We start from the raw sequence: 15,939 nt of genomic DNA, 5'->3' as shown, positions 1-15,939 counted from the left end.
GCGGCGAGCAGGAGCCACGCGCTTATCCATGACTATTGGACAGCAACGTAAAGCTTGATACGAAGCGTAATGCCTTCAACGGCAATGACTTCAACTTTAGATCCTGATGGAAAATCCTCATCAGCACTCACCGGCCAGGAGCTGTCGCCGACGCGGATATGTCCCCGTCCGTTGATCAGCGTTTCCTCAAGCGTGAAGCGGCGACCTACCAGCTGTTGTCCGCGCTGATTGAGGGCTGCATCGGCCGGTTTTTGCTGCCGCACCCGTTTTGACAGCCATAACCACCAGAGCCAGGCGGCGATAATCGTCAAAACGGCAAAGAGTACGCCCTGCCACTCCCAGCCAAAAGGAACGGCCCAGACCAGCAGGCCGGTGAGCACCGAGGCAATGCCGCTCCACAGCAGATAGCCATTGCCGCCGAGCATCTCGGCGGCCAGTAACAGACCTCCAAGACTCAGCCAGAAGATCCAGGCATGCTCAAAGAGCTGAGCAATCATGATTTTTTCCGTTCACTGGTGCTGTCTTTCACCAGCTCGGCAATCCCGGCGATCGAGCCCATCAGGCTGCTGGCATCCAGTGGCATCATCACCACTTTGCTGTTATTGGCTGAGCCAATCTGTTGCAGCGCTTCGGTGTATTTCTGCGCCACAAAGTAGTTAATCGCCTGAATATCCCCGGCGGCAATCGCCTGAGAAACCATTTGCGTCGCGCGAGCTTCGGCTTCTGCCGAACGTTCACGGGCTTCCGCTTCAAGGAAGGCGGACTGGCGCTCACCCTCGGCCTTGAGGATTTTTGACTGTTTTTCCCCTTCCGCTTTAACAATCTCCGCCTGACGGATCCCTTCGGCTTCCAGAATATAGGCGCGCTTGGTTCGCTCCGCTTTCATCTGGGCGTTCATGGCATCAATCAGCTCAGCCGGTGGGCGGACATCGCGGATTTCGATACGGGTTATCTTGATACCCCAGGGATTGGTTGCTTCATCGACGATATGCAACAGACGGGTGTTGATGTTGTCACGCTGGGAGAGCATTTCATCAAGCTCCATTGAGCCGAGCACCGTACGGATGTTGGTCATGGTCAGGTTAATGATCGCCTGTTCCAGGTTACTCACCTCATAGGCGGCTTTGGGCGCGTCAATTACCTGAATAAAGCAGACCGCATCAATGGAGACGTTGGCGTTATCTTTGGAGATAATTTCCTGAGAGGGGATGTCGAGAACCTGCTCCATCATATTGATCTTACGACCAATCCTGTCCATAAAGGGCACAACAAGGCTCAGGCCAGGCTGAAGTGAGCGGGTATAACGGCCAAAACGTTCAACCGTCCACTGATATCCTTGCGGGACGATTTTGACTCCCGCGCCGACAATCACCAGCGCCACAAAGATAAAAATAGGGATAACAATAAGCATCAAATAAACCTCCTGTTTAATTTGTACTCATTCTAAACAAATTTGGGGATCATAACAGCGCGATCCCCAAATTTAGCGGGCGGGATTAATAAAGCAGGGAGTAGAGCTGGCGACGATACTTAGCGGCCAGGGCATCACCGGTACCGAGAGCGGCAAGAATTTCCTGCAACATTTTGCGCGCCTGACCTTCTGCCGCCGTCAAATCTTTGCGCAGATGGCTGAATAACAGCTCCAGCGCTTCTTCATTACGCCCGACCTGATGCAGCTGCAAGGCCAGCTGCGTTGCCAGCTGTGCATCCGCCGGATTTTGCTCAACCTGCTGCTGTAACAGCTGAATTTCCGGGGTATCCGCGGCCTGTTTCAGTAGCTCGATTTGCGCGACCAGGCCCTGATAACGGGTGTCCTGATCCTGCAGCGGAATGGTTTTCAGCACCGCTTCCGCCTCGTCTGAGCGGTTGAGAGCAATCTGCGTCTCTGCCAGCAGCAGACCGTACTCGCTGTTTTGATTCGACAACTGCCAGGCATCTTTCAGCAGCGGCAGGGCATCGGCATGATTGCCTGCCTCAATCAGCTGCATAGCCTGCTGGGCTTTCAGCTCTTCTTCACGCGGAAGAACCTTATCCAGCAGCGCACGAATGGCTTCTTCCGGCTGCGGCCCCTGGAAACCATCGACCGGCTGGCCGTTCTGGAACAGGTAGACCGTTGGGATCGCCCGCAGACCAAACTGGGAGGCGAGCATCTGCTCGGCATCGCAGTCCACCCTCGCCAGAATAAACTGCCCGTTATAATGCGCGGCCAGGCTTTCAAGTATCGGGGTCAGTTGCAGACAGTGCTGGCTGCGCTCGGACCAGAAATAGAACAGCACCGGAATAGTGGCGGACTGCTCAAGCGTTGGGTGCAGGTTTGCTTCGTTAATGTTGACGATGTTCTGTACAGACATGGGGCATTCTCTGTTAAGTGTTTACGCATAGATGGGGACAGGCGGCGCGCCTTCAACTCACCCGTGTAAAATTTTATCCATTACGCGCGCGGGCAGCAGGCGTTTTAGCAGGCTGACGGCGTGGGTCACCAGGGTCACCGGGTAACGTAATTTCGGGTTCGGACTTTCAAAAGCATGGCGCACTTTGGCGACAACTGCCTCCGGCCCGAGGGTAAAACGTGCGGCAATGCCGGGGTTTTCCACCGCTTTGTCGCTGGTCTGGTTCACATTCTCGGTAAAGCGGGTGCGAATGGGGCCGGGTTCAATCAGGCTGACTTTGATACCGGAATGGCGCAGTTCCATGCGCAGTGCATCGGACCAGGCCTCCAGCGCATATTTACTGGCGGCATAGGCGCCGCGTCCAGGCGTGGAGATCAATCCCATCACCGAAGAGGTCATCACAATACGCCCTTCTCCGTGCGGGATCATCGCAGGCAGCAGGCGCATGGTCAGCTGATGCGCGCCAAAGAAGTTGGCGGAAAACTGCTGTTCCATCTGCTCGCGGCTGATGGTGGTCAGCGGACCATAGACGCCGAAGCCCGCGTTGTTAAAGATACCGTACAGCCGGTTTTCGCTCAGGGCGATCACTTCGTCGGCGGCATGCTCCACACTCTCTGGCGAGTCGAGATCCAGTAACACGCCGGTAAATCCCAGCTGATTCATCCGCGCCACATCGTCGCTTTTACGGCAGGCGGCCAGCACACGGAAGCCCTGACGCTTAAGCTCAAGCGCGCTTTCCAGACCAATTCCGCTGGAACATCCTGTAATTAAGACCGTTTTTTGCATAACTTTACCTGAAAGCATCCCTGATAAATCAGGAGTCGTGATTAACTAATGGAGCCAACCGGGTTGCCATCCAGTCAGCAATAAAGGGCTGGGCATCGCGATTGGGGTGAATACCGTCATCCTGCATCCATTGTGGTTTCAGATAGACCTCTTCCATAAAAAACGGTAACAAAGGAATATCAAACTCTTTGGCAAGTTTAGGATAAAGGGCGCTGAACGACTCAGTATAACGGCGACCGTAGTTGGCGGGCAGCCGTATTTGCATCAGCAAAGGCTGGGCATTTGCCGCTTTGACCGCCTGCAAAATGGTGCGCAGCGTCGCCTCCGTTTGTTGGGGGGCAAAGCCGCGCAAACCATCGTTACCGCCAAGCTCCACCAGCACCCAACGCGGCTGATGTTTTTTGAGCAGCGCGGGCAGACGTGCCAACCCTTGCTGCGAAGTGTCGCCGCTGATACTGGCGTTAATGACCGCCGGCTTCTGCTGCCATTTGTCATTGAGTAACGCCGGCCAGGCGGTACTGGCAGCCATACGATAGCCTGCGCTCAGGCTGTCTCCCAGAACCAGTAACGTGTCCGCTGCGACGGCGCGCACGCTGAATAAAAGTAGAAAAAGGAAGGCCAAATGCCAGCGGAAAACATTGTTGAAGTTCATCATCTTAAGAAGTCCGTCGGTCAGGGGGATCATGAACTTTCCATCCTTACCGGAGTTGAGCTTGTTGTCAAACGGGCGCAGACCATCGCGCTTATCGGGGAGTCTGGCTCCGGTAAGTCCACGTTGCTTGCGATCCTCGCCGGGCTTGACGACGGCAGCAGCGGTGAAGTCACGCTGCTCGGTCAGCCCCTGCACGCGATGGATGAAGAGGCTCGCGCAAGGCTCAGAGCGGAGAACGTGGGCTTTGTTTTCCAGTCCTTTATGTTAATTCCTACCCTCAATGCACTGGAAAACGTCGAGCTTCCGGCCCTTCTGCGTGGTGAAAACAGCGCGCAAAGCCGGGCCAGCGCCAAAGCGTTGCTCGAAGAGCTGGGGCTGGGTAAGCGTCTTGACCACCTTCCCGCGCAGCTTTCCGGCGGTGAACAGCAGCGCGTGGCGCTGGCCCGCGCCTTTAACGGCCAGCCAGCGCTGCTTTTTGCCGATGAACCTACGGGTAACCTTGACCGACAAACCGGTGACAGAATCGCCGATCTCCTCTTCTCCATGAACCAGCAATATGGCACCACCTTAATTCTGGTCACCCACGATCCTCAGCTTGCCGCCCGCTGCGACCGTCGTTTGCGGCTGGTGAACGGTGAACTGCGGGAGGAAGCATGATTGCGCGTTGGTTCTGGCGCGAGTGGCGATCGCCCTCGCTGCTGATTGTCTGGCTGGCACTGAGCCTGGCGGTGGCCTGTGTGCTGGCGCTCGGCAATATCAGCGATCGCATGGAAAAAGGCTTAAGCCAGCAGAGCCGGGAGTTTTTAGCTGGCGATCGGGCGTTACGTAGTTCCCGTGAAATCCCAGCCGCCTGGCTGGAGGAAGCCCGTAAAACCGGGCTTAAAGTCAGCGAGCAGATTTCGTTTTCCACCATGACCTTTGCGGGAGATACGCCGCAACTGGCTAACGTCAAAGCCGTTGACGATCTCTACCCGCTATACGGTGAGCTGCAAACCACGCCGCCGCAGGTGAAGCCTGAAGCCGGAACGGTACTGCTGGCCCCACGGCTGATGGCGCTTCTCAATCTGAAAACCGGTGACAACATTGAGGTGGGTGATGCCAGCTTACGTATCGCCGGAGAGGTGATTCAGGAGCCGGACTCCGGGTTTAATCCCTTTGAGATGGCTCCCCGTTTACTGATGAACACGGCGGATGTCGCTAAAACAGGGGCGGTGCAGCCGGGCAGTCGGGTGAGCTGGCGGATAAAGTTTGCCGGTACGCCAGCACAACTGGAAGCCTACGAAAAATGGCTGCTGCCGCAGCTGAAACCCGAACATCGCTGGTACGGACTGGAGCAGGACGAAGGGGCGCTCGGCAAATCTTTGCAGCGCTCGCAGCAGTTCCTGTTGCTTTCAGCCCTGCTGACCATGCTGCTGGCGGTTGCCGCAGTGGCGGTGGCGATGGGCCATTACTGCCGTAGCCGCTACGACCTGGTCGCGGTGCTTAAAACCCTGGGCGCGGGCAGGGCGCAACTGCGCAAGCTGATTGTCGGCCAGTGGTTGATGGTGCTGGCGCTGTCGGCGCTGACCGGCGGCGTGATTGGCCTCGGTTTTGAACGTGTGCTGATGCTGTTGCTCAAACCGGTGCTACCGGTGGCGCTGCCGGCGGCCAGCGGCTGGCCATGGCTGTGGTCGATTGGCGCGATGTGTATTATCTCGCTGCTGGTCGGGCTGCGTCCCTATCGCCTGTTGCTGGCAACGCAACCGCTGCGGGTGCTGCGTCGCGATGCGGTGGCCGACGTCTGGCCGCTCAAGTTTTACCTGCCCGTTATTTGTAGCGTGGCGGTGTTGCTCCTTGCCTGGTTGATGGGCGCAAGTATGCTGCTGTGGTCAGTACTGGCGGGTGCCGTGGTGCTGGCGCTGGTTTGCGGCGTGGTGGGCTGGCTGCTGCTGCGCGTCATGAAAAAGCTGACGCTCAGGGCACTGCCGTTACGCCTGGCGGTTAACCGGTTACTGCGTCAGCCGTGGTCGACGCTGAGCCAGCTGTCGGCCTTTTCCCTCTCTTTTATGCTGCTGGCGATGCTGCTGGTGCTGCGCGGGGATCTGCTGGACAGATGGCAGCAGCAGTTGCCAGAGGAAAGCCCGAACTATTTTCTGATCAACATTGCCCCGGAACAGGTAGTGCCGGTTAAAGCGTTTCTCTCTGAACACCATGTGATCCCGCAGGCGTTCTGGCCGATTGTCCGTGCCCGGTTGACGCAAATTAACCGCCAGGACACTGACGAGAAGAGCGATGAGTCCCTTAGCCGTGAGCTGAATCTGACATGGCAGAGCAAAGACGTCGAGAATGCTGGCGTAACCGCAGGGACCTGGCCGCCAGAACAGGGAGAGGTTTCGATTGAGCAGGAGCTGGCGAAGCGGCTTAAACTGAAGCTCGGAGACAGCCTGACCTTTACCGGCGACACCGAGCAGTTTACGGCCAAAGTGACCAGCCTGCGTAAAGTGGACTGGGAAAGTCTGCGCCCTAACTTCTTCTTTATTTTCCCGCAGGGCGCACTGGACGGGCAGCCGCAAAGCTGGCTGACCAGCTTCCGCTGGCAAAATGGCAATAGCATGCTCACCCAGCTTAACCGTGAGTTTCCGACCATCAGCCTGCTGGACATTGGCGCAATTTTGAAACAGGTCGGTCAGGTGCTGGATCAGGTCAGCCGCGCGCTGGAGGTGATGGTGGTGCTGGTCACCGCCTGCGGCATTTTGCTGCTGCTGGCGCAGGTGCAGGTGGGAATGCGTCAGCGTCATCAGGAGCTGGTGGTCTACCGCACGCTCGGAGCGGGCAAGCGACTGCTGCGTACCACGCTATGGTGTGAGTTCGCGCTGCTTGGGTTTGTCTCCGGGCTGGTGGCGGCGATTGGCGCGGAAACGGCGCTGGCAGCGCTGCAAACCTGGGTCTTTGACTTCCCCTGGGAGCCGGACTGGCGCTTGTGGGCCATCCTGCCGTTATCCGGCGCACTGTTGCTGTCGGTGTGTGGCGGCTGGCTGGGGACGCGTTTGCTTAAAGGAAAAGCGCTGTTCCGCCAGTTCAGCCAGGCATAATACCTCAATCTGATAACACGCCGGTTAAAACATCGGCGTGTTATTTTTTTAAGTGCACAAAATGCTAACTCTATGATTTTATAGAGCACAAACCACCAAAAACCCAACAACACGGCATGCTTAATCGGCGTTAATATTCGGCGGGCAACTATTTGGCTGCTTAATAAAACCAGGAAAAAGCATGGCACATAAAATAAAAGCGCTGGCGGTGACGATCGGCGCAGCACTGGCGCTGACTTCATTTGCATCGAATGCAGAAATCACCCTGCTGAAACAGGATCCGCAGGCGGGCAACCCGTTAAGCCGCCTGAACCTCACCGTGGGCGGCAGTATCCGACCACAATTCAACATGATGACCGGCGACGGTGATAAGGGCTCTTACAAACGTAACGGCTTTGACGGCGGCACCCGTTTCCGCTTTGCCAGTGATTATTATCTGTTTGATGATATTAGCTGGATCAACTACTACGAGCTGGGCGTCAATATTCCGGCGGTCTTCGACTGGGATAATCACTATGCCAAAGGTGCTAATAACACCTCGCGTCGTATGCTTTACACTGGTCTGAAAAGTAAAACCTGGGGCACATTAACCTACGGTCAGCAGAACAGTGTTTACTACGATGTGGTGGGCGCGAAAACCGATATCTGGGACTACGATATGGTCGGCCAGGCATCGGGTAACGGGATTAACGGCGACTATGATGGCTCTTATCGTTCCCGCAATATGCTGAAATATAAGAACAGCTTCGGCGATGCCGATGTGTATGCCTCTTACCTGTTCGAAGACGGTGAATACCTGCCGGGCAACGGCCTGCGTTATAAACGTAAAGGCGGCGGTTCACTGGGTCTGGATTACCATCTGACCACCGACCTGAGCCTGGGGGCGGCATGGAACTATACCCGCGCCGAAATGCGTAACCCGGGCAACAGCGACAGCAAAACTTACGACCAGAACATTCTGGGTACTGCGTTGAGCTGGACGCCGGATAACTGGACCTTCTCCGCAGGCGGCGGCTGGTACCAGAACTTTATGACCAGCAAAAAAGTTTCTGTTAACAACTACTTTGCCGGTGATGCCTGGGGTATTGAGTATTTCGCGGGCTATAAAATCCCGGTTGGACAATATGCGTTGAAATCCGTCCAGCCGTATTTCATGGGTGACCGTATTGAGACCATGAATGGCCGTAACTACCAGCGTATCGACAACGGTGTTGGTATCAGCTTCCAACTGGACTACGGTTTCCGCGTGGATTACGAGCACGTGTTTACCTCCAGCACCGACGACCTGGGCGATATGAACCTGGTGCGTCTGCGCTACGACTTCTAAAATTCCGGGCATTTGGCTATCTAACTTGCCCGTTTGTCCCGGTGGCGTTCTGCCCTGGGACTACACCGCCCTTAGCAAATATCTGACTTTGCTTAGCTAAAAAAAGCATAAAGAGAGGCGAGATACTTTCGCTTTTCTTTATGCTTCATCGCCTTACATTCTTAAAATTTCCCAGCATTCAGTGACATACTTCACACGAACATGAATTTTTTTCAATTACCGCTGGGCCTCGTTTATGCCATCTTATCCATTGAATGAATATGGAGCGTGCCGCGTGGTACGGCGCGCCACACAGCAGACACACTTCAAGGGAGAATTTATGGGACGTCGTCTCGGTTTAAGCGCTACTTTTGGCGCACTGCTTCTGGTCTGCGGCCTGAACGCCGCGCTGGCAAACAGCGATCCGCACACCATTGTTTTTGGCGTAGCTCCTGGGCCATACGGTGATATGGTGAAACAGGCCATCGAACCTTCGTTAAAAGAGAAGGGCTACAAGGTGGTGGTGCGTGAATTCAGCGACTACGTCCAGCCGAACATGGCGCTGTCGAACGGCAGCATCGATGCTAACCTTTTCCAGCACTCGCTCTATTTTGATAAATTCACCGCGGATAAAGGGCTGAAACTGACCAACCTGATCACCGTTCCGACCGCCGGTATGGGCTTCTATTCCCACAAAATTAAAAGTCTCGATGAGCTGAAAAAAGGCGATATCGTGACCCTGTCTAACGACCCGACGAACCTGGCGCGCGGTCTGCGCTTCCTGGCGTCTTTGGATCTGATTACCATTAAAGACAATATCGATCCGACGAAAGCCTCTGAGCGTGACATTGCCAGCAACCCGAAAGGGCTGGTCTTCAAACCGCTGGAAGCTGCACAGCTGCCGCGCACTCTCGACAGTGCTACCGCCGCCCTGGTCAATGGTAACTTTGCCATTGCCGCAGGTCTGGATCTGAACTCGGCGATTAAACAAGAGCATCTGGCCGAGAATCTCAAAAACATCATTGCAGTACGCAGCGAAGATGCGGACAAACCTTTCGCCAAAGATATTGTTGAAGTGGTGAAATCTCCGGCCTACCGTGCTGCGATCGACAATCCCAGCTATGTCTACACCGCTTTCCAGAAGCCGGAGTGGATGACCAGCGCTGACAAAAAGTAAGCGTCTGGACTGAGTTAACGGGCAGGCTGCGGCCTGCCTTTTGCCGTTTGAGGAAAACATGATTGAGATAGACAAGGTCTGCGTGGACTTTCCCGCTGTACGTGGGGCAACGCCCACGCGAGCGGTGGATAACGTCAGTCTGCGTATTGCGCCGGGAGAGATTTTTGGCATTGTCGGCACCAGCGGCGCCGGAAAAAGCACCCTGCTGCGGACATTGAATGCGCTACAACGTCCGAGTGAGGGCGTGGTGAAAATAAACGGTGTGGCCATTTCACAAATGGAAGGCCCGACCCTGCGCAAAGCCCGCCAGCGTATCGGGATGATTTTTCAGCACTTCAACCTGATGCATACCCGTACGGTGGCGCAAAACGTCGCCTTTAGCCTGAAAGCCGCTGGCTGGGAACGCGAGAAAATAGCTCCCCGGGTAGCAGAAATTCTTGAGCTGGTGGGGCTGGCTGATAAAGCTAACCGCTATCCGGTGCAGCTGAGCGGCGGGCAGAAACAGCGCGTAGGTATCGCCCGTGCGATTGCCAATCATCCGGACGTGTTGCTGTGTGATGAACCCACGTCGGCGCTGGATCTGGAAACCTCAGCCACCATTCTGGAATTGCTCAAACAGATCAATGCCCAACTGGGGATAACCATTGTGCTGATCACCCACGAGATGAACGTGATCAAGTCGATCTGCGATCGTGTGGCCGTGATGTCCGGGGGGAAAGTGGTGGAGAGTGGCGAGGTGTTTGATATTTTTGCTCATCCGCAGCATGCGTTTACCCAACAACTGGTCTCCCGCACCCTCAACCTGACTCTGCCGGACAGACTGCGTGAACACCTGCCTGGTCAGTTGCTGAAAATCCTGTTTATTGGCGATTCTGCTGAGCAACCCGTGCTCTCCGATGCCGCGATTAACTTTGGCGTCGCGGTCAATATTCTGCACGGCAAAATCGAGTATCTCGGTGAGCGGGCGCTGGGCATTCTGGTCGTGCAGCTAACCGCTGAGGATCCGGCGGTGGTGACACAGGCGGTGGACTATATTCGTAATCGTACCGCCCAGGTGGAGGTGATTCGTGGATGATTTAGTGGCTGATCTCAGCCTCGCCTTTGGCGAAACCTTCCAGATGCTGAGTATTTCAACGGTACTGGCAATTCTCGGCGGCCTGCCGCTGGGCTTTTTAATCTTCGTCACTGACAGGCATCTGTTCTGGCAAAACCGCGCGGTTTATCTGTTCAGCTCGGTGCTGGTCAACATTATTCGCTCAGTGCCTTTTGTGATCCTGCTGGTGCTGCTGCTGCCGTTAACCCAGTTCTTGCTGGGGAACACCATTGGCCCGATTGCGGCCTCGGTTCCATTATCCGTGGCGGCGATTGCTTTTTACGCCCGTCTGGTCGATGGCGCACTGCGTGAAGTGGATAAAGGCATTATTGAAGCGGCAGAGGCTTTTGGCGCCAGCCCGATGCGTATTATCTGCACGGTACTGTTACCGGAAGCCAGCGCGGGGCTTCTGCGCGGGTTGACCATTACGCTGGTGAGCCTGATCGGCTACTCGGCGATGGCCGGGATTGTCGGCGGCGGCGGTGTTGGCGATCTGGCGATCCGCTATGGCTACTACCGTTACGAAACCCAGGTGATGGTTGTCACCGTGGTGGCGCTGATTGTGCTGGTTCAGGTGGTGCAGATGCTCGGTGACTGGCTGGCGCAGCGCGCCGATAAACGCGACAGGCATTGAGATAAAAACGCCGGGCTTAGCCCGGCGTTCTGTTAGTTCAGCTTTGCCTGTGCCCAGACAATACCGCTCGCATATTCCGGCGGCAGCAGCGGCACCAGTGCTTCCAGCGTGGCGCTCAGACGACCGGTGTCGTCATCGTTCAGGTTCAGGTGACCCACCTTGCGACCCGGACGCACCTCTTTGTCGTACCAGTGCAGATTGACCAGCGGCAGCTTCAGCCAGTCGTAGTTTAAATCACTGCCAATCAGGTTGATCATCACTGAAGGGCTGTTGACCACCGGCTGCGGTAGCGGCAAATCCACCACGGCGCGCAGGTGCAGCTCAAACTGACTGATGGAGGCGCCGTTTTGCGTCCAGTGACCGCTGTTATGCACCCTTGGCGCCAGTTCGTTGATCAGCAGGCCCGCCGGGGTGATGAAACACTCCATCGCCATCACGCCGACATAATTCAGCTCGTTCATGATGGCAGTCAGCATACTTTCTGCCTGCTTTTGTTGCTCAGTGTCCGGTTTCGGGAAGGCCACGCTGGTGCGCAGAATACCGTCCTGATGCAGGTTATGGGTCAGCGGATAAAACACGGTGCTGCCATCATGGGCGCGTGCGCCGACCAGCGAGACTTCACCGGAGAAGTTAATCCCCTGCTCGACAATGCACTCGCCGTAGCAGTCATCCGGTAACTGCCCGGTTTCGTCAGCGCGCAAACGCCACTGCCCGCGACCGTCGTAGCCGCCGACGCGGCGCTTCACAATCGCCAGTTCGCCGAGCGTGTTGAATACCGCCGGCCATTCGCTTTTGGAGGCCAGCAGCTGCCAGGGGGCGGTGGCAAGACTGAGTTTGTCGAACAGCTGTTTTTGGGTCAGGCGATCGGCAATGATCGGAAACACATCGCGGTTAACAAAGGCCGGGTGGCGCGCCAGCTCACGGGTCAGCGCAGTCTCCGGCCAGCGTTCGATTTCGGCGGTGATAACACTCTGGGCAAAAGGTACGGCCTGCGGATCGGCGTCCAGACCGACCGGCCAGACAGCGATGCTTAGCGGCTCGCCAGCCTGACGCAACATGCGGCCTAACTGACCGTTACCTAAGATGCAAACCTGTTTCATGCGCCACCCCGTGGGTCCGGGTTTTCCAGCACTTCATCGGTCTGGGCGCGGCGGAACTCCGCCAGCCGTTGATGCAGGGCGGTGTCATGCTGGGCGAGAATTTGCGCTGCCAGCAGGGCCGCATTAGCGGCACCGGCTTTACCAATGGCCAGGGTGCCCACCGGAATGCCACGCGGCATCTGAACAATAGAGTAGAGGCTGTCCACACCGCTTAAGGCGGCGCTTTGTACTGGCACACCCAACACCGGCACCAGAGTTTTCGCGGCAATCATGCCCGGCAGATGCGCTGCGCCACCGGCCCCGGCGATAATCACCTGAAAACCGTTTTCTTCAGCGCTTTCGGCAAAGCTGAACAGTTTATCGGGAGTGCGGTGTGCGGAGACGACTTCAACATGGTGCGGGACATTCAGGATATCGAGGATTTCGGTGGCGAACTGCATGGTCGCCCAATCGCTTTTCGAACCCATGACAATGGCGATACGCGCCGGTTGGTTAGCGGAAGACATGCGTTAAGAAAACTCCTGTGGAGGGTGACTACGAACAGCTTTGAGGGCACAAAGAATAGCACGGAAAATCGGCGAGGAAAACGGTTGCGTGGTGATGAATGCTGCAATCCTCCGCAACGAAAAAGAGGAGAAGGGCGCGGCATATAGCGCCGCGCCTGTTGTGGGTCTGGCCTGTCAGAAGAGATCGATTTTAACGTCAATACCGGCGGTCAGTCCCTGGTTAATCTGTACCCAGTTCTGGCCCGGCGCGCCAACCATGCCGTAGGTGCTGTAGCGTTTATCAAAGAGGTTATCCACCCAGGTCGCCAGCTGAACGTTGCGGGTTGCCTGCCAGCCAAGACGCAGATTGGTGGTGGCATAGGTGCCCTGCTCAACCGCATTATCCCCATCGAAGTAGTGCTTGCCGACCACATTAATGGCCACGCGCGGCATCAGGTCGCCGATTGGGGTATCAATGATGCCGTTAATGCTGGCACCTGCGTTGTACAGCGGCACAAACGGCAGACGTTTATCCGGGTACGGACTGTCTTCTCCGTCAAAGGTCGAGTTCACGTAGCCGCCGTTGATCTGCGCACGCCAGCCAGGCGTAAAGGCCCAGCTTGCATCAAGTTCAACGCCGGTTGCCCGGGCTTTACCGGCATTGTTCAGCGATTGCATGCCGGTAGGGCCGCTGTAGAGCTGAACATCTTTGGTGCGGGTGTGGAAAAGCGTACTCTGCAACGCCACTTCGCCATTGTCATAGCGCGCGCCGAGCTCGTAGTTAATTGATTTCTCGGCGTCATAAGATTCAGCCGTACCCGCAGAAGGGGCGATGCTGTAGCCAGCCGGTTTGTAGCCCTGCGCTGCGCGGGTCCAGACGCGGAATTCAGGCGTGAACTGATACCCGGCGGAGAGCTGGCCCAGCCACTGGCTATCACTGGTGCTGCCGGTATAGGTTTGCGGCAGCGAGCTGAACTGGTAGCGGGTTTTCGCTTTGTCATGAGAGAAACGCACGCCGCCGCCAAGATCCAGCTTATCCGTCAGATGCCAGGTCAGATCGCTGTAGGCTGCCAGCGTTTCGGCATCATTCCAGGCCTGGGTATCGGAAACCGTCATACCGGCGTACTGCATCCGCTGATTGTAAGTGCCACGGGTATCCTGGCGGTACAACCCGAAGACGGCGTCCAGTGGATTATCATCACCACGGGTTGCCGCCCGCAGCTCCTGGACGTTCATATTCCAGTCCTGCGGCATATGTACCGCGTAGGCGCTGTAGGGGAAATCGCGCTCATAATGCTGCTGTTGCCACCCTGCGGTCAGGCTGACCAGCCACGCATCGGTGGTGTATTGCGATGCCAGGGTCTGGCTACGGGTGCAACGGTTGATTTTCGGATCTTTACCCCCCGCTGAGACCAGCAGCTCACGATTGTGCAGATCGTTGCCATCAAGGTAAGTATCCTGGCTTGCGCGGGTGCACTCTGAATTCAGCATTACGCTTGCCTCCCACGGGCTTGCCGACGGGGCAAAGCGCAGGTTGAGGTTGCCATTATTGGCTTTGGTGCCGCCTAAATCATCGCTGCCCGTTGCCGGGTTGGTGAAGGGGCCATTCTCAACCTGGCGCTGTACGGAGGCGCTGGCGTAGAGCATATCTTCCACCAGGGTGCCGGAGGCATTGAGCCTGCCGTGATAGCCGTTGCGGGTCGCGTAACCGCCCTCAATGGAGGCGCGGGTTTCGCCATCCGGTTTGCGGGTCACAATGTTAATCACCCCGCCCTGAGCGCTTTTACCATACAGGGTTCCCTGCGGGCCGCGCAGCATCTCCACGCTCTCAATATCGCCGCTTAACAGCTGCGAAGAGAAGGTAGAAAGCTGGGGCACGCCGTCAACGTAAATACTGACGGCCGGGTTGAAGAAATCCTGCGCTGACGAAATACCGCGTAGCGAAATAGAGGGAAACAACAGGCTGCCGCTGTGGGTAATATTCAGGCCCGGTAAGACATCGCCCAGTTGATCGGTACGGCTGACGTGCGCGTCGGTCAGTTCACTACCGCTCACCCGGGTGGATGAGACGTTTTGCGCCGAGGCGGAATTTGGCGACTGCTTGGCTGAAACGAAGACCGTGTCTTCATCGGTTTTGCTGTTTTCGTCGGCGAACGCACTGCCATTAAGCAGCAATGTGGCGATAACCAGTGGGTTAATCACTCCGGCTTTCATCATTATTTCCCTCTTATTAGACCTGAGGGGGAGTCTATCTTTGCCGTTTCGCTAATGAGTTGCACGATAAGGATTGCTATTGCATGATTTGTTTGAATAATAATCATTATCACTTTTGTGGCGAAAGGATTGCTGATGAATCAACGTACAATGCCCGGCATGCGATGCAGAACGCTGACGCCGCGGATCCGACTGACTTCCATCTGCGGCACGCTGAGCGATGACAAAATCGTGCGTGGCCAGTTTCCGGCGCATTTTTCGCTGGTGTTAATGCGCGAAGGTGCAGGAACCTTCCAGCTTAACCAGCAGAAAATCCAGCACTATGGCCAAAATACGTTGCTGATTTCCTGTTCCGCTGAGTCGTGCCATGGGTTCGATATTTTTCCGCGTAACCACTTCTACGATCTGCTGATTGTAGACTTCGAGCCTGCGCTGATTGCCACGCTTTATGAAGTGGCGCTGCCCTTACCGGAGGACGGCGGGCGGGTGTTTCATGCCGCGCTCAGCGAGCCGTTGCAGGAACAGATGCGCCTGATGCTTGAAGCCTGGCAGGACAGCAGCGCCCTTGGCACATTGCGTCTTGAAAGCCTGGCGTTGGGGGCATTATGGCAGGCGTTGCGAGGTCTTGAAGTGGCTGCAGACAGCGCAGGCCAGTCGGGGCGGGAGTTGCAAAGTCGGGACCGTAAGCGGCTGATTGACGCCCGGGATTATGTGCGGGAGCAGGCGACCCATGTACGCTCGATGAGCGAAGTTGCCCAGATGTGCGGCCTGAGCCTGGTGGCGCTGAAACGCGGATTTCCGGCCATGTTCGGCGTAACGCTCTGGAACTATGTCATCCAGCGTCGGCTTGAACATGCCAAAGCGTTGCTGGGGGACGGGCTGTCGTTACAGGACATTGCCAGCCAGAGCGGTTTTAGCCACGCCAGCCACCTGAGCCGTTTCTTTCGCCAGCACTTTGGGGTGACGCCGGGCAGTTACCGCAAAACCCAAAGCCGACCGCCGGAATAAGCGTCACTGCATCGCGCTTTCTT

General features: G+C 56.4%; 15 protein-coding genes. 7 read left to right on the top strand and 8 right to left on the bottom strand.

Annotated features, from left to right (window positions below):
* Positions 1 to 32 precede the first annotated feature (32 nt).
* From ACSZO4_RS01595 to tesA, 5 genes are all read right to left on the bottom strand, one after another.
* Positions 33 to 497 (bottom strand): NfeD family protein, encoded by a 465-nt coding sequence (locus ACSZO4_RS01595; RefSeq protein ID WP_437887079.1) that lies wholly within the window; start codon positions 495 to 497, stop codon positions 33 to 35.
* On the bottom strand, positions 494 to 1,411 hold the full coding sequence (locus tag ACSZO4_RS01590; RefSeq protein WP_437887078.1) for an SPFH domain-containing protein: 918 nt from the start codon (positions 1,409 to 1,411) through the stop codon (positions 494 to 496). Before ACSZO4_RS01590 ends, ACSZO4_RS01595 begins: the two co-directional genes overlap by 4 nt.
* Positions 1,412 to 1,496: 85 nt before the next feature.
* Positions 1,497 to 2,351 carry a co-chaperone YbbN gene (locus ACSZO4_RS01585; protein WP_437887077.1) on the bottom strand — a complete coding sequence of 285 codons (855 nt, stop codon included), beginning with the start codon at positions 2,349 to 2,351 and terminating at the stop codon, positions 1,497 to 1,499.
* A 57-nt stretch (positions 2,352 to 2,408) separates the two neighbouring features.
* Positions 2,409 to 3,176, bottom strand: a complete 768-nt coding sequence (locus ACSZO4_RS01580) for an SDR family oxidoreductase (protein WP_437887076.1) — start codon at positions 3,174 to 3,176, stop codon at positions 2,409 to 2,411.
* Positions 3,177 to 3,204: 28 nt separating this feature from the next.
* On the bottom strand, positions 3,205 to 3,831 hold the full coding sequence (tesA, locus tag ACSZO4_RS01575; RefSeq protein ID WP_437887075.1) for a multifunctional acyl-CoA thioesterase I/protease I/lysophospholipase L1: 627 nt from the start codon (positions 3,829 to 3,831) through the stop codon (positions 3,205 to 3,207).
* On the opposite strand from tesA, the gene ybbA reads away from it, so the two are divergent.
* The 6 genes from ybbA to ACSZO4_RS01545 all read left to right on the top strand — a co-directional run bounded on the left by ybbA (position 3,799) and on the right by ACSZO4_RS01545 (position 11,109).
* Positions 3,799 to 4,485 carry a putative ABC transporter ATP-binding protein YbbA gene (ybbA, locus tag ACSZO4_RS01570; RefSeq protein WP_437887074.1) on the top strand — a complete coding sequence of 229 codons (687 nt, stop codon included), beginning with the start codon at positions 3,799 to 3,801 and terminating at the stop codon, positions 4,483 to 4,485. The two genes, tesA and ybbA, sit on opposite strands and share 33 nt — an antisense overlap.
* A complete protein-coding gene (gene ybbP / locus ACSZO4_RS01565) occupies positions 4,482 to 6,899 on the top strand; it encodes a putative ABC transporter permease subunit YbbP (RefSeq protein ID WP_437887073.1) in 2,418 nt (805 codons plus the stop codon). Before ybbA ends, ybbP begins: the two co-directional genes overlap by 4 nt.
* Positions 6,900 to 7,080: 181 nt before the next feature.
* On the top strand, positions 7,081 to 8,226 hold the full coding sequence (locus ACSZO4_RS01560; protein WP_437887072.1) for a porin: 1,146 nt from the start codon (positions 7,081 to 7,083) through the stop codon (positions 8,224 to 8,226).
* A 319-nt stretch (positions 8,227 to 8,545) separates the two neighbouring features.
* Positions 8,546 to 9,382 (top strand): MetQ/NlpA family ABC transporter substrate-binding protein, encoded by an 837-nt coding sequence (locus ACSZO4_RS01555; RefSeq protein ID WP_437887071.1) that lies wholly within the window; start codon positions 8,546 to 8,548, stop codon positions 9,380 to 9,382.
* Positions 9,383 to 9,440: 58 nt separating this feature from the next.
* Positions 9,441 to 10,457 carry a virulence-associated ABC transporter ATP-binding protein SfbB gene (gene sfbB / locus ACSZO4_RS01550; protein WP_437887070.1) on the top strand — a complete coding sequence of 339 codons (1,017 nt, stop codon included), beginning with the start codon at positions 9,441 to 9,443 and terminating at the stop codon, positions 10,455 to 10,457.
* Entirely contained in the window at positions 10,450 to 11,109 is a 660-nt protein-coding gene (locus ACSZO4_RS01545) for a methionine ABC transporter permease (RefSeq protein ID WP_437887069.1), read from the top strand. Before sfbB ends, ACSZO4_RS01545 begins: the two co-directional genes overlap by 8 nt.
* A gap of 32 nt (positions 11,110 to 11,141) precedes the next feature.
* Here the strand turns inward: ACSZO4_RS01545 and purK are convergent, their stop codons facing one another.
* The 3 genes from purK to ACSZO4_RS01530 all read right to left on the bottom strand — a co-directional run bounded on the left by purK (position 11,142) and on the right by ACSZO4_RS01530 (position 14,908).
* Positions 11,142 to 12,209, bottom strand: a complete 1,068-nt coding sequence (gene purK / locus ACSZO4_RS01540; RefSeq protein ID WP_437887068.1) for a 5-(carboxyamino)imidazole ribonucleotide synthase — start codon at positions 12,207 to 12,209, stop codon at positions 11,142 to 11,144.
* Entirely contained in the window at positions 12,206 to 12,715 is a 510-nt protein-coding gene (purE, locus tag ACSZO4_RS01535) for a 5-(carboxyamino)imidazole ribonucleotide mutase (protein WP_437887067.1), read from the bottom strand. The genes purK and purE overlap by 4 nt, the downstream gene beginning before the upstream one ends.
* Positions 12,716 to 12,889: 174 nt before the next feature.
* A complete protein-coding gene (locus ACSZO4_RS01530) occupies positions 12,890 to 14,908 on the bottom strand; it encodes a TonB-dependent receptor (protein WP_437887102.1) in 2,019 nt (672 codons plus the stop codon).
* Between the two features lie 135 nt (positions 14,909 to 15,043).
* Here ACSZO4_RS01530 and ACSZO4_RS01525 point away from each other — a divergent pair, with 135 nt between their 5' ends.
* A complete protein-coding gene (locus tag ACSZO4_RS01525; RefSeq protein ID WP_437887066.1) occupies positions 15,044 to 15,916 on the top strand; it encodes a helix-turn-helix domain-containing protein in 873 nt (290 codons plus the stop codon).
* The last annotated feature ends 23 nt before the right edge of the window (positions 15,917 to 15,939 follow it).

Origin of the sequence: Phytobacter sp. V91, assembly GCF_965644225.1 — a bacterium.
GTDB lineage: Bacteria > Pseudomonadota > Gammaproteobacteria > Enterobacterales > Enterobacteriaceae > CBFFRJ01.
This window is presented reverse-complemented; position numbering and strand designations above follow the sequence as displayed.